Origin of the sequence: Embleya sp. NPDC008237 (genome assembly GCF_042956465.1) — a bacterium.
In the GTDB taxonomy this organism is placed as follows: Bacteria; Actinomycetota; Actinomycetes; order Streptomycetales; family Streptomycetaceae; genus Embleya.
The window spans coordinates 486,514-504,203 of record NZ_JBIBGL010000003.1; the positions used below are offsets into that span (position 1 = coordinate 486,514).

16 protein-coding genes and 1 pseudogene are annotated in these 17,690 nt (G+C 71.0%); 7 read left to right on the forward strand and 10 right to left on the reverse strand.

The window, feature by feature from the left end:
• Positions 1 to 35: 35 nt before the first annotated feature.
• Together ACFZBU_RS09045 and ACFZBU_RS09050 are read left to right on the forward strand one after the other, a co-directional pair.
• Entirely contained in the window at positions 36 to 692 is a 657-nt protein-coding gene (locus ACFZBU_RS09045) for a pyridoxamine 5'-phosphate oxidase family protein (RefSeq protein ID WP_391582819.1), read from the forward strand.
• Entirely contained in the window at positions 689 to 2,068 is a 1,380-nt protein-coding gene (locus tag ACFZBU_RS09050; RefSeq protein ID WP_391582820.1) for an NAD(P)/FAD-dependent oxidoreductase, read from the forward strand. The genes ACFZBU_RS09045 and ACFZBU_RS09050 overlap by 4 nt, the downstream gene beginning before the upstream one ends.
• 131 nt (positions 2,069 to 2,199) lie before the next feature.
• Here the strand turns inward: ACFZBU_RS09050 and ACFZBU_RS09055 are convergent, their stop codons facing one another.
• Positions 2,200 to 3,000 (reverse strand): tyrosine-protein phosphatase, encoded by an 801-nt coding sequence (locus ACFZBU_RS09055; RefSeq protein ID WP_391582821.1) that lies wholly within the window; start codon positions 2,998 to 3,000, stop codon positions 2,200 to 2,202.
• Positions 3,001 to 3,180: 180 nt separating this feature from the next.
• On the opposite strand from ACFZBU_RS09055, the gene ACFZBU_RS09060 reads away from it, so the two are divergent.
• Positions 3,181 to 3,933: an ABC transporter ATP-binding protein gene (locus ACFZBU_RS09060; protein ID WP_391582822.1), complete on the forward strand. Its 753-nt coding sequence runs from the start codon at positions 3,181 to 3,183 to the stop codon at positions 3,931 to 3,933.
• Positions 3,934 to 3,937: 4 nt separating this feature from the next.
• Entirely contained in the window at positions 3,938 to 5,200 is a 1,263-nt protein-coding gene (locus ACFZBU_RS09065) for a hypothetical protein (RefSeq protein WP_391582823.1), read from the forward strand.
• A 377-nt stretch (positions 5,201 to 5,577) separates the two neighbouring features.
• Here the strand turns inward: ACFZBU_RS09065 and rlmN are convergent, their stop codons facing one another.
• From rlmN to rpsB, 6 genes are all read right to left on the reverse strand, one after another.
• Positions 5,578 to 6,684, reverse strand: coding sequence for a 23S rRNA (adenine(2503)-C(2))-methyltransferase RlmN (rlmN, locus tag ACFZBU_RS09070; protein ID WP_391582824.1), 1,107 nt, complete (start codon positions 6,682 to 6,684; stop codon positions 5,578 to 5,580).
• Between the two features lie 97 nt (positions 6,685 to 6,781).
• Complete coding sequence (locus ACFZBU_RS09075; protein WP_391582825.1) at positions 6,782 to 8,047, reverse strand: phosphatidate cytidylyltransferase; 1,266 nt, start codon at positions 8,045 to 8,047, stop codon at positions 6,782 to 6,784.
• A complete protein-coding gene (frr, locus tag ACFZBU_RS09080; RefSeq protein WP_391582826.1) occupies positions 8,047 to 8,604 on the reverse strand; it encodes a ribosome recycling factor in 558 nt (185 codons plus the stop codon). The genes ACFZBU_RS09075 and frr overlap by 1 nt, the downstream gene beginning before the upstream one ends.
• Before the next feature lie 32 nt (positions 8,605 to 8,636).
• Positions 8,637 to 9,446 carry a UMP kinase gene (pyrH, locus tag ACFZBU_RS09085; protein WP_078977400.1) on the reverse strand — a complete coding sequence of 270 codons (810 nt, stop codon included), beginning with the start codon at positions 9,444 to 9,446 and terminating at the stop codon, positions 8,637 to 8,639.
• Positions 9,447 to 9,527: 81 nt separating this feature from the next.
• Complete coding sequence (gene tsf, locus ACFZBU_RS09090) at positions 9,528 to 10,361, reverse strand: translation elongation factor Ts (protein WP_391582827.1); 834 nt, start codon at positions 10,359 to 10,361, stop codon at positions 9,528 to 9,530.
• Positions 10,362 to 10,566: 205 nt separating this feature from the next.
• Positions 10,567 to 11,514, reverse strand: a complete 948-nt coding sequence (gene rpsB / locus ACFZBU_RS09095; protein ID WP_391582828.1) for a 30S ribosomal protein S2 — start codon at positions 11,512 to 11,514, stop codon at positions 10,567 to 10,569.
• Positions 11,515 to 11,941: 427 nt separating this feature from the next.
• Here rpsB and ACFZBU_RS09100 point away from each other — a divergent pair.
• Positions 11,942 to 12,379 (forward strand): annotated as a pseudogene (locus tag ACFZBU_RS09100) (peptidoglycan DD-metalloendopeptidase family protein); the annotation flags it as partial.
• Positions 12,380 to 12,465: 86 nt separating this feature from the next.
• Here ACFZBU_RS09100 and ACFZBU_RS09105 read toward each other — a convergent pair.
• Positions 12,466 to 13,047 carry a TetR/AcrR family transcriptional regulator gene (locus ACFZBU_RS09105; protein WP_391582829.1) on the reverse strand — a complete coding sequence of 194 codons (582 nt, stop codon included), beginning with the start codon at positions 13,045 to 13,047 and terminating at the stop codon, positions 12,466 to 12,468.
• A 113-nt stretch (positions 13,048 to 13,160) separates the two neighbouring features.
• Positions 13,161 to 14,357 carry a tRNA dihydrouridine synthase DusB gene (gene dusB, locus ACFZBU_RS09110; RefSeq protein WP_391582830.1) on the reverse strand — a complete coding sequence of 399 codons (1,197 nt, stop codon included), beginning with the start codon at positions 14,355 to 14,357 and terminating at the stop codon, positions 13,161 to 13,163.
• Positions 14,358 to 14,493: 136 nt separating this feature from the next.
• On the opposite strand from dusB, the gene ACFZBU_RS09115 reads away from it, so the two are divergent.
• Positions 14,494 to 15,168, forward strand: a complete 675-nt coding sequence (locus ACFZBU_RS09115; protein WP_391583074.1) for an NADAR family protein — start codon at positions 14,494 to 14,496, stop codon at positions 15,166 to 15,168.
• Positions 15,169 to 15,183: 15 nt separating this feature from the next.
• Positions 15,184 to 16,191 (forward strand): hypothetical protein, encoded by a 1,008-nt coding sequence (locus ACFZBU_RS09120; RefSeq protein ID WP_391582831.1) that lies wholly within the window; start codon positions 15,184 to 15,186, stop codon positions 16,189 to 16,191.
• A 103-nt stretch (positions 16,192 to 16,294) separates the two neighbouring features.
• On the opposite strand, the gene ACFZBU_RS09125 is transcribed toward ACFZBU_RS09120, so the two are convergent.
• A complete protein-coding gene (locus ACFZBU_RS09125; RefSeq protein ID WP_391582832.1) occupies positions 16,295 to 17,677 on the reverse strand; it encodes a glycine--tRNA ligase in 1,383 nt (460 codons plus the stop codon).
• Between the last annotated feature and the right edge of the window lie 13 nt (positions 17,678 to 17,690).

Here is a 17,690-nt window from a genome sequence, read left to right on the forward strand (position 1 = left end):
GACCGGCGCCGCGCTCGGATCACCGAAGAGGCCCGATGAGCCACCCCACGCCAGGCTCCACCCCCCGCACCCGGATACGCCGCCTGCCCCACCACGCCGTGCCGGACCGAACCGCGCTGCACGCCGTGCTCGACGCCGGTCTGGTCGGACACCTCGCGATCACCGGCGAGGACGGTCAGCCGTTCGTCCTCCCGGTCGCCTACGCCCGGGACGGCGAACGTGTGCTGATCCACGGCTCGACCGGCAGCCGACTCTTCCGCGGCCTGGCCGCGGGCGCGCCGACCTGCCTGACCGTGACCCTGCTCGACGGCCTGGTGGTGGCCCGCTCGGCGTTCGAATCGTCCATGCACTACCGCAGCGCGATGGTGCTCGGCTCGTGCGTCGTGCTGCCCGAGGACGAGAAGGTCGCCGCGCTGGACCTGCTCACCGACCGGCTGCTGCCCGGCCGCCGGGACGAGTTGCGCCCGCACCGGGCCCGGGAACTCGCCGCGACGCTGGTGCTCGCACTGTCCCTGGACGAGGCGTCGGTGAAGATCTCCTCCGGACCGCCGGACGACGCGGACGAGGACCTGGACACCCCGATCTGGGCCGGCGTGGTGCCCATCACCGAGCACTTCGGCGAGCCCGTGCCCGCCCCCGACCTGCGCTTCGATCTGCCCGCGCCGGACTACCTGAGGAAGTGGCAACGATGACCGCCGACTACCGCGACCTGTCGCTGTGGTTCGACACCCTCGGCGCGGACGTCACGCCACGACCGGCGCTCGCGGGCGACCTGGACGTGGACGTGGCCATCGTCGGCGCCGGCTACACCGGCCTGTGGACCGCCTACTACCTGGCCAAGGCGGACCCGTCCCTGCGCATCGTGGTCCTGGAGCGGGAGATCGCCGGATTCGGCGCCTCCGGCCGCAACGGCGGCTGGTGCTCGGCGCTGTTCCCCGCCTCGATCGCCAAGGTGGCCCGGAGCAGCACCCGCGAGCGGGCGATCGCCCAACAGCGGGCGATGAACGCGACCGTGGACGAGGTCGGCCGGGTGGTCGCCGAAGAGGGTATCGACTGCGACTTCGCCAAGGGCGGCACCGTGGTCCTGGCCCGCACCCCGGTCCAGCTGGCCCGGGCCCGGCAACTGGTCGCGGACGAACACGCATGGGGCTTCGACGAGTCCGACGCCGGATTGCTGGACGCCGCCGAGGCCCGCGCGATGGTCGGCGCCACCGACGTGCTCGGCGGCACCTACACCCCGCACTGCGCGGTCGTCCACCCCGCCAAACTGGCCCGGGGTCTGGCCGACGCGGTGACCCGCCTGGGGGTGACCATCCACGAGCGCACCCCCGTCACCGCGATCGAGAACGGCGTCGCGCTCACCCCGCACGGCCGAGTCCGTGCCGACGTGGTGGTCCGGGCCACCGAGGGCTACACCCCCGAGCTGGCCGGCTTCCATCGCGAACTGGCCCCGGTGTACTCGCTGATGATCGCCACCGAGCCGCTGCCGCAGTCCTTCTGGGCCGAGGCGGGCCTGGCCCGCCGGGAAAGCTTCAGCGACATGCGCCACCTGATCATCTACGGCCAGCGCACCGCCGACGACCGGCTGGCCTTCGGCGGGCGCGGCGCGCCGTACCACTTCGGCTCCAGGGTGCGGCCCGAGTTCGACCGCGACGAGAACGTCTTCGCCGAGCTGCGTCGGGTGATCGCCGAGCTGTTCCCGGCGGTCGCCGACGCCGCGATCACCCACACCTGGGGCGGACCGCTGGGTGTGGCCCGCGACTGGTACGCGAGCTGCGGCCTGGACCGCGCCCGCGGACTCGCCTGGGCGGGCGGCTACGTCGGCGACGGCGTGGGCACCGCGAACCTGGCCGGCCGCACCCTCGCCGACCTGATCCGCGACGAGTACACCGACCTGACCCGGCTGCCCTGGGTCCGCCACCGCTCGCCCAAGTGGGAGCCGGAGCCGCTCCGCTGGATCGGCACCAACGTCGGCCTGCGGGTGATGGCGGGCGCGGACGCCGAGGAGCAGCGCACCGGCAGGGAGTCCCGACTCGCGCAGGCGTTCGGCCGATTCCTGGGCCACTGAGCCGGGCTCACCGCGCCCGGGCCACGTGCCGGGGCGACCGGCGGCCCGGGCCGAGCCACTACGCCCGAGCCCGGGCCATCGCGCCCGGGCCCGGGCCGGTGAGCCGCCCGGCGCCCCGGCGACCGGCCGGGTCAGCGCCCCCGGATGGTGCGGCGCCAGGTTTCCAGGTGCTCCGGCGCCGCACCCGCCTTGAGCAGGAACTCCGCCGCCGAGCCGTGCCGCTCGGCGAGCACGCGCAGGAACGTGTCGATGGAGGCCCGGGCCGCACCGCGCATCGCCGGGGCCACCGGATGGGCCGGATCGATCCGCGGCTGCCTGGGCAACCGGTCGATCCGCTCGAACATCTCGACCAGGTGCACCTCGGTCTCGGTGTAGTCGGCGATGATCGCCTCCCGCTCCACCCCCGCCACCGACAACAGCAGCGCGACCAGGATCCCGGTCCGATCCTTGCCCGCCGTACAGTGCACCAGCGCCGGCACTCCGCCGTCACCGGCCAGAATCTCCAGCGAACGCACGTACGACTCACCGCCGCGCTCGGCCATCCGCATGTACAACAGACCCGCGCCGTGCTCGTCCACGCTGCCCAGGTCGATGTCGTCGTCCAACCCCAGACCCTGGGTCTGTCCCGCCGAGACGTCGCCGATCGCGGCCCGATCGGCGGCCAGCGCCGAGCGTCGGCCCAGCAGCGGCAGCCGGTGTCGGGTCACACCCGGCCACTGCTCCGGCGGCAGCCCCTCACCCTCCGACCGCAGGTCCAGCACGTGCCGCACGCGGTAGGTGTGGGTCAGCCGGTCGATTCCCTCGGGGGTCAGCAGGTCCGGGGTCTCACAGCGCATGAGTACGCCCGTTCGAGTGACTCCCCCGTCGATCAGCGGTAGGTCCCCGACGTCGCGGGCATTGAGGAGATCCGGAAGATCGAGTCGGCGGTTCATGTGCACCCCGTTCGGAACGCGTTCGATACACCTGTTCGCCTCATCATGGTGCGCGCGAACTCCCGCCGCCGGCAGGGTTCCCCGAGTGAAGGGGTTTGGCGTCCCTGCCGCAACCAGGCGTCGCGATGCTCGTTGGAGGAGAACGGGTGGCAACCAACGTTTCTCTGCGGGAGGTGTGCCATGTCCCTGTCGTCCCGCGCGGCGAGACCGCATGAGCGGCGCGCCGTCGTCGCCGGAGTACCGACCGCCCCGCCCGACAACGACGTCCTGCGCGCTCGCGGGCTGACCCTGACCCAGGGTCCGGTCACCCTGCTGCGGGACGTCTCCATGGCGGTCCGGGCCGAGGAGACGTTCGCGATCACCGGCCCCGCCGGCGCCGGCAAGTCGGCGCTGCTCGCCTGCCTGTCCGGTGTGGTCGCCCCGGATTCGGGCGAGGTGTGGTTCAACAGCGGCGCGATGCACGTGCTCGACGAGAAGGGCCGAACCGCGCTGCGGCGTCGGCACTTCGGGCTCGTCGACGGCCGTACCCGGCTGCTGCCGGAGCTGACCGTCGCGGAGAACGTCGTACTGCCGCTGCTGCTCGACCGGATGCGCCGGGCCGAGGCGTTCGCGATCGCCCGGCACTGGATGGAGCGGCTGGACGTGACCGAGCACGCCGAATCCCGGCCGACCGGCCTGGGTCCGGCCCTGCTGCGGAGGGCGGCGGTCGCCCGCGCGCTGGTCACCCGGCCCGCCGTGGTGTTCGCGGACGAACCGGCGCACGATCTGGACGGCGCCGAGGTCGACCATCTGATGCGGATCCTGGTCTCCGCCGTGCGCTCGCACGGGACGACCCTGGTGCTGGCCACCGCCGACCGGCGGGTGGCCGCACACGCGGACCACTGTCTGGTCCTGCGCGATGGTCGCCCCGACCCGCATACGGACGGGTGGTAGGGCGATGTCCCGGGCCGACCCGAGCCCGCTGCGCGACGCGTTGCGCAACGCATCCCGGGTCGACGCCGTGCGTGTGCTGGCCTGTGCGGCGGTCGCGGGTACGGCCACGATCGTGCTGTTGTGCCTGCTGGCCTGGGCATTGCCGGTCGCACGTCCCGGTCCGGCACTGATCCGACCGGTGCTCGCGATACTGCCGGTGCTGGGTGCCGTGGCCGTGTTGGTCACGGTCGGCATCCGCCTGACGTTCCCGGGCCGCATCGACCGACCGGGTGCCCCGTTCCGGGCCCACGGGAAGAACCGCCGGAGTCGGGAGGTGGTCGTGTCCGAGACCGCCGTCACCGCTCTGGCCGGCACGTTTGCCGGCGTTCAGGCGCACCTGGTGCTGCGCACCCTCCCGGCTTCGCCACCCCCGGCGGTCCGGCGTCTGCTGGCGATCGGCGCCTCGGCGCCCTGGCCGGCCGTGGTGGCGGTGCTCGCCACGGTACCCACCGTCGCGGTGCTCGCCGCCTGCTACGCGACGGCCCGACCGTCGTTGCGGCTGAAGCCCCGGGTCCCGCGCTACATCGGACCCCTGGTGCTGCTCGCCGGACTGCTCGGGCAGTACCTGATCGCCGACCCGGGCCACCCGGACCGGTTGTCGCACGGCGCGGTGCCGGCGGCGGCGATCTGCTACGGCGCGGTGCCGGCAGGCGCGGCACTCACCGTGCCGTGGTTGTTGACCTGGCTGGGTTCCGGCTGGGCCGCCCGGGCGGATCGGGTGTGGACGCTGTGCGCGGCGCGCCGGATCGAGGCGAGCGCACGCGGTCTGGCACTGCCGCTGGGCCTGACCACGATCGCTCTCGCGGTGGTCACCACCAGCGGCCTCGCCGGCGACCGCACGCCGACCGGGATGGCCGACGCCCCACTGTTCCTGACCATGACGACGGTGTCCTCGTGTGCGGCGGCGATGTTGTTCACGGTCGTCGTGGAGTACGGCTCCGCGCGCCGCGAGACCTCACACACGTTGCATTCGATCGGCGCCGGGGAGCGGATGGATCGGCGCGCGGCGCTGGCCGCTCTGGTGCTGCCGCTGCTGGTGTGCGTACCGGTCTCGGTCGCGGTCGGCGCGCTGCAGGCGTGGCCGGCGCGCGGCAACGGGGACTCGTTTCCGACCATGCCCGCACACGCGGCCCTGCTGGGCACGCTGTGGACGATCGGTCTGCTCGCCTTCGCGCTGATCGGGGCGGCGGTGGTGATCCTGCGGGACGACCGACCGGGCCGGATCTGAAGCCGCGGCCGGGCCTGCGGACGAAACGCAAAAACGGCGGGCAATGCCCGCCGGATATGGGAAAACACTTCGGGCCCGGCGCGGCGTCCCCTTCCGCAACGGGCCCGAAGTGCTTATCGTCTCGGGGGCCACGCGACCCCGAGCCGTGCGCCGGATCGTGTCCCTTCGACCGGCGGCTTGGGCGTGCCACCGCCGGAGCATTCGAACGGGGGGATCAAAGGATCCGACGGCTTGGCACTGAGATCAGTCTGCCCTGAGGCGCCTAAGGATCCGATAAGGATTCGTTACCCGTTCTATATCGCCGCGCCGCGCACCCGTGACCTGCCCGGGATGTCCCACTTACGGCCCGGCCCGCTGCGGCGGACCGGGCCCTACGGCTAGACCTCTGCGGCGGCGAGCTGACCGCACGCCCCGTCGATGTCCCGACCCCGGGTGTCCCGGACGGTGACCGGCACGCCGTGCTTGGTCAGCAGGCGGACGAACTCCTCCTGGCGTTCGGCCGTCGACGCGGTCCACTTCGACCCCGGCGTGGGGTTCAGCGGGATCAGGTTGACGTGCGCGTTGTGGTTCTTCAGCCGGCGCCCGAGCAGGTCGGCCCGCCAGCCGTGGTCGTTGATGTCCTTGATCAGCGCGTACTCGATGGACACCCGTCGGCCGGTGACGCCCTCGTAGTGCCATGCGGCGTCCAGCACCTCGCGCACGTCCCAGCGCGTGTTGACCGGCACGAGCGTGTTGCGCAGGTCGTCGTCCGGCGCGTGCAGGGACAGTGCGAGGGTGACCGGGATGCGTTCGTCGGCGAGCTTGTACATCGCCGGGACCAGACCGACCGTCGACATGGTCACCGAGCGGGCGGAGATGCCCAGTCCGTCCGGGGCCGGGTCGGTCAGCCGACGCACCGCGCCGACCACCGCCTTGTAGTTGGCGAGCGGCTCGCCCATGCCCATGAAGACGATGTTGCTGACCCGGCCGGGGCCACCCGGCACCTCGCCGCGGGCGAGGGCCCGCGCGCCCGCGAGCACCTGCTCGACGATCTCGCCGGTGGACAGGTTGCGGGTCAGACCCGCCTGGCCGGTGGCGCAGAACGGGCAGTTCATCCCGCAGCCCGCCTGCGAGGACACACACATGGTGACCCGGTCGGGGTAGCGCATCAGCACGGCCTCGACGAGCGTGCCGTCGAAGAGCTTCCACAGCGACTTGCGGGTCGCGCCGTCGTCGCACGAGATGTCCCGCACGGACGTCATCAGCGTGGGCAGCAGCGCCTCGGCGAGCCTGGCCCGCGACGCGGCGGGCATGTCGGTCCACTGCCCGGGGTCGTCCGAGAGGTGACCGAAGTAGTGCTTGGACAGTTGGGCCGCACGAAACGGCTTCTCGCCCAGCTCGGCCACGGCATCGCGGCGCTCGGCGAGGGTGAGGTCGGCAAGGTGGCGCGGCGGCTTCGAACGACGCGGCGGCGCGGTGAAGGTGAGTTCTCCTGGTTTGGGCATGGCTCGTCCAGTGTCGCAGGTGTACGGGCGGGGCCGAATCGGCCCCGCTCTCGTGCACACGCGGCCTGTCCGGTTTCTCTGCCGGATCAGGTCCGGGTCATACGAATGCGGCGAGCAGCAGCCACACCACGGGCGCGGCGGGCAGCAACGAGTCGAGCCGGTCCATCAGGCCGCCGTGACCGGGCAGCAGACTGCCCATGTCCTTGACCTTGAGGTCCCGCTTGATCATCGATTCGGCCAGGTCCCCGAGCGCGGACACGGCGGCGGCGGCGACGCCCACCACGGCACCCTGCCACCACGCACCGTCGAGCATGGTCGTCACGCAGACCGCACCCGCGCCGGCGGCCAGGAGCACTCCGCCGGCGAAGCCCTCCCAGCTCTTGCCGGGGCTGATCTTCGGCGCCATCTTGTGCGGACCACCGGAGGTGACGCCCGCCGCATAGGCACCGGTGTCCGCACAGACCACCAGGATGATGAAGGTCAGCACGCGCCGGGCACCGTCGTCGTCGGCGAGCATGAGCACCGCGAACCCGGCCAGGAACGGCAGGTAGAAGACGGTGAACACGCCGGCCGTCATGTCCCGCAGGAAGTCCTCGGGACCCTCGGTCATCCGCCAGATCATCACCGCGATCGCGGTCAGCGCGGTGGCGATCGCCAGCCCCTCGGCACCGCGCGCGTAACCGGCGACGAGCATCGCCACCGAGCCGACCGCGAGCGGTACCACCGGAATCCGGATGCCGCGCCCGACGGTGGCGCCCTGTGCGGTCCGACCGGACGCGTCGGTCACCGCCTCGGCCCGACCGAACGCGCCCGCCAGCTCCCACAGTCCGACCAGGACCGCGAGCAGCACGACGCCGACGAACAACACCGGCAGGGTCAGCAGCGAGGCGATGATGACCCCGCCCAGCCCGGCCCCGACGCCGATCGCCTGCGGCAGGTTGCGACCGGCCTTGCCGACCCGTTTGGCAGGCGGCCCCTCCGTCACCACGAGCCCCTCACGCCGAGGTTCGGGCAGAGTCGCGTCCACCCGAGCGGCCTCCTCGGGCAACGACGCACCCGAGCGGAGCTCCGGTTCGTCGCCCGGGTCGTGACCCGCGATCGGTGACAGCACCTGCGTGTGGTCATCCTGTGTCCGTACCCCGACGCCGGCGGGAAAGTGCTGCTGCGCACGAGTGGCGCCGTCCCCATGGCCGCCGGACCGGGCCGCGTCGTAGTGGGCCTGATCCTGACCCGTCGGTGCGCCCGGGACCTGCTCCGGCCACGCGCCGTACGACCCGTACGGATCGTGGCCGGGCGGCAGATCGGGGTGCGCTCCCGCGGGCGGATCGGCCGGCGGCGTACCGCCCCAGGTCGAGTCGTTCATCAGACTTCGAGCAGCTCGGCTTCCTTGTGCTTCAGCAACTCGTCGATCTGCGCGACGTACTTGTGGGTCGTGTCGTCGAGTTCCTTCTCGGCGCGACGCACCTCGTCCTCGCCGCTCTCGCCGTCCTTGACCAGCTTGTCGAGCGTTTCCTTGGCCTTGCGGCGGATCGCCCGCAGCGAGATCTTCGCGTCCTCGCCCTTGCCCCGCGCCAGCTTGATGAACTCCTTGCGGCGTTCCTCGGTCAGCTGCGGGAAGACCACGCGGATGAGCTTGCCGTCGTCGGTCGGGTTGACCCCGAGGTCCGAGTCGCGGATCGCCTTGACGATCGCGTTCGTGGAGCCGCGGTCGAACGGGGTCACGATGACCATGCGCGGCTCGGGGGTGGTGAACGACGCGAGCTGGTTCACCGGAGTGGGCGAGCCGTAGTAGTCCACGAGGATCTTGTTGAACATGGCCGGGGTGGCCCGGCCCGTGCGGATCGCCGCGAAGTCTTCCTTGGCGACCACGACGGCCTTCTCCATCTTTTCCTCGGCCTCGAGGAGAATCTCGTCGATCATGTCGGCTCCTGTCCCGGTCCTGTCGCCGTCGATCAGCCGTCGGTACGGCTGACCAGGGTGCCGATCTTCTCACCCCGCACGGCGCGGGCGATGTTGCCCTCGACGAGCAGGTTGAAGACGACGATCGGCAGTTCGTTGTCCATGCACAGGCTGATCGCGGTGGCGTCCGCGACCTTGAGCCCGCGGGCGAGCACCTCGGCGTGATCCAGACGATCGAACATGACCGCGTCCGGGTTGGACTTCGGGTCGCAGTCGTACACGCCGTCGACACCCTTGGCCATGAGCAACGCGACCGCGTCGATCTCGAGGGCACGCTGCGCGGCCGTGGTGTCGGTGGAGAAGTAGGGCATGCCCATGCCCGCACCGAAGATGACCACGCGACCCTTTTCCAGGTGTCGCACGGCTCGGCGCGGGATGTACGGCTCGGCGACCTGGCCCATCGTGATGGCGGTCTGCACGCGGGTGTCGATGCCCTGCTTCTCCAGGAAGTCCTGGAGCGCGAGGCAGTTCATCACGGTGCCGAGCATGCCCATGTAGTCCGAACGCGCGCGGTCCATGCCGCGGATCTGCAACTCGGCGCCGCGGAAGAAGTTGCCACCGCCGATGACGATGGCGACCTGCGTACCGCGGCGGACCACGTCGGCGATCTGGAGCGCGATGGTCTGCACGGTGTCCGGGTCGACGCCCAGGGCACCGCCGCCCGCGAACGCCTCGCCGGAGAGCTTGAGCAGCACCCGACGTGCGTAGGGGTTCGGCTCGTCGCCCTCGGCGGACGACGAGGAGGCCGCCTTCGTTTCGGTTTCCTGCACGGTTCCCTCCACGCCTTGCGGCCTCCTCGCCATACTGCTTTTCACTGCGTTCATGCCTACTGCATGCCCCGACTGCATTGATGTCTACATCGGGGCGGTGGTGCGAGAGGCGGATCAGACGCCGACGCGGAAGCGGGTGAAGCGCTTGACCTTGACGCCGGCCTCGTCCAGGACCTTGCCCACGGACTTCTTGCTGTCCTTGGCGAACGCCTGGTCGAGCAGCACGTTCTCCTTGAAGAAGCCGGTCACCCGGCCCTCGACGATCTTGCCGAGGGCTGCCTCGGGCTTGCCCTCCTCGCGCGCGGTGGCCTCGGCCACGCGACGCTCGTTCTCGACCGTCTCGGCCGGCACGTCCTCGCGGTTGAGCACGGTGGGCGAGAACGCGGCGATGTGCTGCGCGACGTCCTTGGCGACCTCGGCGTTGGCGCCGTCCAGCTCGATCAGCACGCCGATCTGCGCGGGCAGGTCGGGGCTGGTCTTGTGCAGGTACGCGGCGACGAAGCCGTCGGCGTACTGCGCGAAGCGGTCCAGCACGATCTTCTCGCCGAGCGTGACGTTGGCGTCGTCCACGTACTGCTGGACGGTCTTGCCGGCCTCGATCTCGCTCGCGAGCAGCGCGGCGATGTCGGCGGGCGAGGTCTTGGCGACGTGGGCGGCGATCGCCTCGGCGGCCTCGATGAACTTCGGGCTCTTGGCCACGAAGTCGGTCTCACACTTGAGCTCGACCAGGACGCCGGACGCGTTGCCGTCGAGCAGCGCGACGACCGCACCGTTGGAGGCCGAGCGGCCCTCGCGCTTGGTGACGCCCTTCTGGCCCTTGACGCGAAGGATCTCGACAGCCTTGTCGACGTCACCTTCGGCCTCTTCGAGGGCCTTCTTGCAGTCCATCATGCCTGCGGCGGTGAGCTCACGGAGCTTCTTCACGTCCGCGGCGGAGAAGTTCGCCATGTCCTGATTCTCTCGTCTCTCGGGTCAGCGGCCCGGTTGCGCCGAGCGACTGCGGGTGAGGCTGTCGTCCCACCCGATGAAGGTCAAGGGGCTGTGCGGTATTCCGACACATACGGGGACGTACGCAGTACGTACGCACCGTGATCGGGTCCCGGCACAGGGCGAGGGGTACGCCGGCTGGGCCGCCGTACCCCTCGATCCAGGGTCAGACCTGCGGGTCGGCCTCGGTGGCCGGCGCGTCGGTGGCCGGCGCCTCGGCGGCGACCTCGGCCGCCGGAGCGGTCTCGGTGGCCTCGGCCTCGACATCGGCCTCGGTGACCGGGCCGGACTCGACGACCTCTTCGGCGGCGGGGGCGGCCTCGGCCGGAGCGGCCTCGTCCTTCTTGCCGGCCTCGAGCAGCTCGCGCTCCCAGTCGGCGAGGGGCTCGCCGACGGTGGCCTTGGTGTCGGCGGCGGCGCCACCGGCGCGCGACATGAGACCGTCGGCGACCGCGTCGGCGATCACGCGGGTGAGCAGCGTGACCGAGCGGATCGCGTCGTCGTTGCCCGGGATCTTGTAGTCGACCTCGTCGGGGTCACAGTTGGTGTCGAGGATCGCGACGACCGGGATGTGCAGCTTCCGGGCCTCGCCGACGCCGATGTGCTCCTTCTTGGTGTCCACGATCCACACGGCCGAAGGCACGCGCTGCATGTCGCGGATGCCGCCGAGGGTCTTCGCCAGCTTGTCCTTCTCGCGCTTGAGGACGAGCAGTTCCTTCTTCGTCATGCCCGAGCCGGCCACGTCGTCGAAGTCGAGCTGCTCGAGCTCCTTCAGGCGCTGGAGGCGCTTGTAGACCGTCGAGAAGTTGGTCAGCATGCCGCCGAGCCAGCGCTGGTTGACGTAGGGCATGCCCACGCGCGTCGCCTGCTCGGCGATCGCTTCCTGCGCCTGCTTCTTGGTGCCGACGAAGAGGATCGTGCCACCGTGGGCGACGGTCTCCTTGACGAACTCGTAGGCGCGGTCGATGTACGACAGCGACTGGAGCAGGTCGATGATGTAGATGCCGTTGCGCTCCGTGAAGATGAAGCGCTTCATCTTCGGGTTCCAGCGGCGGGTCTGGTGACCGAAGTGGACGCCGCTTTCCAGCAGCTCCCGCATCGTGACGACGGCCATGGCCGTACGCTCCTTGGGCTCTCGTCCCGGCGATCGTGCCCGGGACTCTCGGTTGTGCCGTGGCGACGGGTCGCCGCCACGCCTGACGCCCGCGACACCACGCCGAGGTCCTTGCGGATTCCCGGACCGAGAGGTGTCCCCATCGAGTCCCGCTCTCTGGCGTCTCGCCATGCGGGACGTCGGCGGCTCGAAGGTGGGCGCGCGAAGTCGACCCGGAAAGCCGGGCCGCTCCGGGAAGTGTACGGGAACCGCGCGCGGCCGAGCGACTCGCCTTCCGGCCGGCATTTTTTGGCTCTTGGCATGGAAAAAGTCGTCCACACGCGATAGATGGCCATTTATCCACAACCGGTATCCACAACCGGGGGTCGTGTCCACAGGCGGGCTCGTGCCGGACCGCCCGGCGCCCGCGGGTGGTCAACCTGAGTGCATGAACGTATCGAAGCGGGGTCGAAGGCCGATCGTGCCGGTTCTGTTGTTGCTCACGGCCGTGTTGTCGACGGCCGGGCCGCCGGCCGCGCCCGCCGCGGTGCGCCCCGTCGCGTCGCCGCGGCGGTGGGTGTGGCCGCTGGATCCGCGCCCGGTGGTGCTGCGCGGCTTCGAGGCACCACAGACGGCGTGGTCACCGGGGCATCGCGGGGTGGATCTCGCGGCCCGGGTGGGACAACCGGTGCGGGCGGCGGGCGCGGGGGTGGTGGTGTTCGCCGGATCGGTGGCCGGACGAGGGGTGGTGAGCGTGCGGCACGGCGCCGTGCGCACGACCTACGAGCCGGTGCTCGCGTCGGTGTCGACCGGGCGGGCGGTCGCGGCGGGCGAGCCGCTCGGGGAACTGGCCCCGGGGCCGTTCCATCTGGGCGAGCCGTGCCTGCACTGGGGGTTGCTGGTGCCCGGGTATCGGGATCCGCTCACGTTGTTGCGACGCGTGCGGGTGCGGTTGTATCCGAACGACGCCGGCTATCCGACCCGGGCCACGCCGCCGAGTACGAGGGCCAGCGTGGCCGCCTCGACCGCGGCGGGGTCGGCGCCGCACTCGATCCGGCGGACCGCCGCGTCGACCATGCCTTGGACCAGGGTCGCCACCAGCATCGGGTCCCGGTGGCCGAGCGCGGCCAGCGCGTCCACCACCAGTTCGACGATGCGCCCGTGGGCTGCCCGGATGCGTTCGCGGGCGTTCGCGTCCAGTTCGCCGGTGGAGATCGCGACCACCACACGATGACGGCGATCACCGACCAGTTCCAACTGGCGAGCCACGTAGGCCGCGATCTTCTGCGCCGGGTCCTCGGTCGCGCCCATCGCGTCCTCGACCTCGGCCACCCACGCGGGCAGGTCCACCGCACACAGTTCCTCGACCACGGCCGCGCGCGAGGCGAAGTACTCGTAGAGCGAGGAGCGGGCCAGGCCGGTGCGTTCGGCGAGCGCGGGGAAGGTCAGCGCGGCGAAACCGCCCTCGTCGAGCAGGCTCCGCGCGGCGTCGAGCAGCGCGGCGTGCTGCATCGCGCGGTGTTCGGCGACGGAGGACGCTCGAATCTTGGGCATCCACTCACTGTACGACGTCACTGTGGGTGGCATCGGGGAGCTTGTGGAATTCGCCGCCGCCCGCGCACTGCCGGCCGGCGGCCGGTACGGATCGGCCGCCGGCCCGGTCGGGATCAGCCGCCCGAGTGGTCCAGTTCCGCGTCGACCGGGGGCAGCGCGCACTCGGGGTCGTCGAGCCAGCCCTCGGGCAGGACGACCCGCTTGCCGCCCGCGGTGCGCCCGCGCGGGCCGTCGGCGCCGATCGGCCAGGGCTGGTCCAGGTCGAGTTTCCCGAACCAGTCGTCGAGTTCGGCCAGGCTGCTCGCGGTGGCCAGGCCGCGTCGGATGGTGCCGCCGACCGAGAAGCCCTTCATGTACCACGCCACGTGCTTGCGCAGGTCGGTCACGCCGTGTGCCTCGTCGCCGATCCACTCGGCGAGCAGTACCGCGTGCCGGCGCATGATCGCGGTCGCCTCGCCCAGCGTCGGGCGGGCCCGGTCGGCGCTGCCCTCGAACGCGGACACCAGGTCGCGGAACAACCACGGGCGACCCAGGCAGCCGCGGCCGACCACGACGCCGTCGCAACCGGTCTCGCGCATCATCCGCAACGCGTCCTCGGCGTCCCAGATGTCGCCGTTGCCCAGCACCGGGATGTCGGTGACGACCTCCTTGAGCCGGGCGATCGCCGACCAGTCGGCGGTGCCCCCGTAGTGCTGCTCGGCGGTGCGGCCGTGCAGGGCGACCCACGTGATGCCCTCGTCCACGGCGATCCGGCCCGCGTCGAGGTAGGTCAGGTGGTCGTCGTCGATGCCCTTGCGCATCTTGATGGTGACCGGCACGCCGCGGGCGTTCTTGACCGCCGAGCGCAGGATGTCGCGCAGCAGGTTGCGCTTGTAGGGCAGTGCCGAGCCGCCGCCCTTACGGGTGACCTTGGGCACCGGGCAGCCGAAGTTGAGGTCGATGTGGTCGGCCAGGTCCTCGTCCACGATCATCGCCACGGCACGGCCGACGATGTCCGGGTCCACGCCGTAGAGCTGGATGCTGCGCGGGCGCTCGGTCTCGGCGAAGCGGATCAGGCGCAACGTCTTGGCGTCCCGCTCCACCAGCGCGCGGGTGGTGATCATCTCGCTGACGTACAGCCCGGCGGGTCGTACGGTGGTGGCCGCCTCGGCCTGTTCCTGGCACAACGTGCGGAACGGCGCGTTGGTGATACCGGCCATCGGGGCCAGCACCACCGGTGGCCAGATCTGCGCGCCGCCCGCGGCGCCCAGGCGCAGCGGTGCCCACGGGCTGCCGGTCGCGTCGGGGGTGGGTGCGTCGGCGGGTGCCATGGACGGTGCTCCAGGAGGGTGCGGGGGACGGAACCGATCCATTGTCCCCCACCGGCAAACGCACCCTCGGGGAATACTCCCGGGAATAAGCGGATGCCGGGAGTCGGCCGGTCCTGACACCATCGCCGGCATGAGCATGGAGACCCCGGAGACCTCGGACACCTCGGATTCCCCGGAGTCCCGGACGACGACCGACGGACCGGGTGGCCGGTTCGCCGCCGAGCCCCGCGACGTCGCGTCGCTCATCCTGCGGGCCCGGCGGGAGCCTCGGGTGAAGTACGTCTTCTTCTGGGGCCACCGGGAGCCGCGCGAGGGCGTCGATTCGAGCTGCCTGAGTCAGTGGTATCCGTCGCCGTTCACGGTGGACGCAGTGACGTATCGCACGGCCGAGCACTGGATGATGGCGGGCAAGGCGCGGATGTTCGGCGACGAGGACGCGGAGCGGCGGGTGGTGGCCGCGGCTCACCCCAAGACCGCCAAGACGATCGGTCGGCAGGTGCGCGGCTTCGACGAACGGCGCTGGGTGGACGAGCGGTTCGAGCTGATCGTGCGCGGCAATGTGGCCAAGTTCGGGCAACACCCGGCGATGGGCGCGTTCCTGTTGGGCACCGGGCAGCGGGTGCTGGTCGAAGCCAGTCCGCTGGACCGGATCTGGGGCATCGGACTGGCCGCGGACGACGAGCGGGCGGGCAACCCCGAACTCTGGCGCGGGTCGAATCTGCTGGGCTTCGCGTTGATGGAGGCCCGCGCGCGGTTGACCGCCTCGACCGACGGGGCCGGCGGCTCGGGCCCTGCCGGGTCTGCCCGATGAACTAATCTCCGCACCATGAGTGCCTTCCCGCCCCCGCAGCCCCCGAACGGGCCCGGCTACGGCCACGGGCAACAGCCGTACGGACAGCCGAACAACGGTCCGCAGTCCTATGGGCAGCAGCAGCCCTACGGGCAACCGGCCTACGGACAACAGCAGCCGTACGGTCAGCCGTACCCGCAGCAGCAGTACGGCCAGGGGTACGGCGGGCCGCCGCCCGCGCCGCCGCGACGGCCGAAGTGGCTGGTGCCCGCAGCCGCGGTGGTCGCGCTCGCGGTGATCGGCGGCGGGGCGTTCCTCTTCGTGTCGCGCGACGACGGCGACGACAAGAAGCCGGCCGCCGACTCCTCACAGAACCCGCCGAAGCCGGCCGACAACGGCGGCTCGCTGCCCGCACCGCAGGGCTCGAACCTCGCACCCGACGACGAGCCCAAGGGGTTCCAGTCCGCGCCGCCGCCGAACACGAGCGACATCGACGCGGTCTCCACCGACAAACTGGCCTTCACCACGGACTACTTCTTCAAGGACGGCGCCGAGTTCGACGGGCGCAGCGGCGCCAAGTACCGGCAGTTGGCCGCCGACGGCAGCGCGGCCTCGGACTGCTCGAAGGCGGCCACCGCGACCGGTTCGGCGCTCGCCCAGAACGGCTGCGTGGGCGTGCTGCGCGGCTCGTACAAGGACTCCGCCGGCAAGTTCGTGGCGACGCTGTCGGTGATCTCGGTGCCGGACAAGCCCAAGGCGCAGGCGCTGCGCAAGGCGCTGGATCCGATTCCGTTCGCGACGTCGCCGACCGGGTGGCTCAAGCCTCCCGCGTCGAGCGGGATCACCTTCAAGGACGGCTCCGAGCACATCGCGGTCTCCACCACGACCGGCCACTACGTGCTGGTGATCGACATCGGCCGGGCCGACGGCGCACCGCTCAAGGGCCAGGGCGAGGAGGTGTCCAAGGCCGCGAGCACCGTCGTCGGCGACCTGAGCTTCCGGATGACCGATCGCATCGTGGCGGGCATCTTCAAGATGGGCTAGGGGCTGTCCCCGGCTGGGGCGGGCAGGTCCGCGATACGCGTGAGGGGCGCCGTCCACGACGGCGCCCCTCACGGCGTGTATCCGGCCTACGGCCGGCCCCGGGTCAGCAGCCCGGCAGCCGCGCCGCGAGATAGCCCACGACCTGGTCGAGCGAGACCCGCTCCTGCTGCATGGTGTCGCGCGAGCGCACGGTCACCGCGTCGTCCTCCAGCGTGTCGAAGTCGACGGTGATGCAGAACGGCGTGCCGATCTCGTCCTGGCGACGGTAGCGGCGACCGATCGCGCCGGCGTCGTCGAAGTCGCAGTTCCAGTACTGCCGCAGGTCCGCGGCCAGCCCGCGGGCCTTGGGCGACAGGTCGGTGTTGCGCGACAGCGGCAGGATGGCGGCCTTGACCGGCGCCAGGCGCGGGTCCAGGCGCAGCACGGTGCGCTTTTCCAGCTTGCCCTTGGCGTTGGGGGCCTCGTCCTCGAAGTACGCGTCGAGCAGGAACGCGAGCATCGCCCGGTTCAGGCCGGCGGCGGGCTCGATGACGTACGGGAACCAGCGCTCGCCGGCGTCCTGGTCGAAGTACGACAGGTCGGTGCCGGACTTCTCCGAGTGGGTGCGCAGGTCGTAGTCCGTGCGGTTGGCGATGCCCTCCAGCTCGGAGAACTCGGTGCCGCCGAAGTTGAAGCGGTACTCGATGTCGACCGTGCGCTTGGAGTAGTGCGACAACTTCTCCTTCGGGTGCTCGAAGAAGCGCATGTTGTCCGGGCTGAGGCCGAGACCGACGTACCAGTCCCAGCGCTGCTGCATCCAGTACTCCTGCCAGGTCTCGTCCTCACCCGGCTTGACGAAGAACTCCATCTCCATCTGCTCGAACTCGCGCGTGCGGAAGATGAAGTTTCCGGGGGTGATCTCGTTGCGGAAGCTCTTGCCGGTCTGGGCGATGCCGAACGGCGGCTTCTTGCGCGAGGTCTGCTCGACGGCCTTGTAGTTGACGAAGATGCCCTGGGCGGTCTCCGGGCGCAGGTACGCGCGGCCGGACTCGTCCTGGGTGGGGCCAAGGAAGGTCTGGAGCAGCCCGTTGAACATCTTGGGCTCGGTGAAGGTGCCCTTGTTCCCACAGTTGGGACACGTGATGTCGGCGAGGCCGTTCTCCGGCAGCCGGCCGCGCTTGGCCTCGTAGGCCTCTTCGAGGTGGTCGGCGCGGTAGCGCTTGTGGCACGAGGTGCACTCGGTCAGCGGGTCGACGAACGCCTCGACGTGACCGGACGCCTCCCACACCTCGCGGGCGAGGATGACCGAGGAGTCCAGACCGACGATGTCGTCACGCGAGGTGACCATCGTGCGCCACCACTGGCGCTTGATGTTCTCCTTGAGCTCCACGCCGAGGGGACCGTAGTCCCAGGCGGCCTTCTGGCCGCCGTAGATCTCACTACAGGGGTAAACGAAGCCTCGGCGCTTGCTCAGGCTGACGATGGTGTCGATCTTGTCGGCGGCCACAATGCTCTCTTCG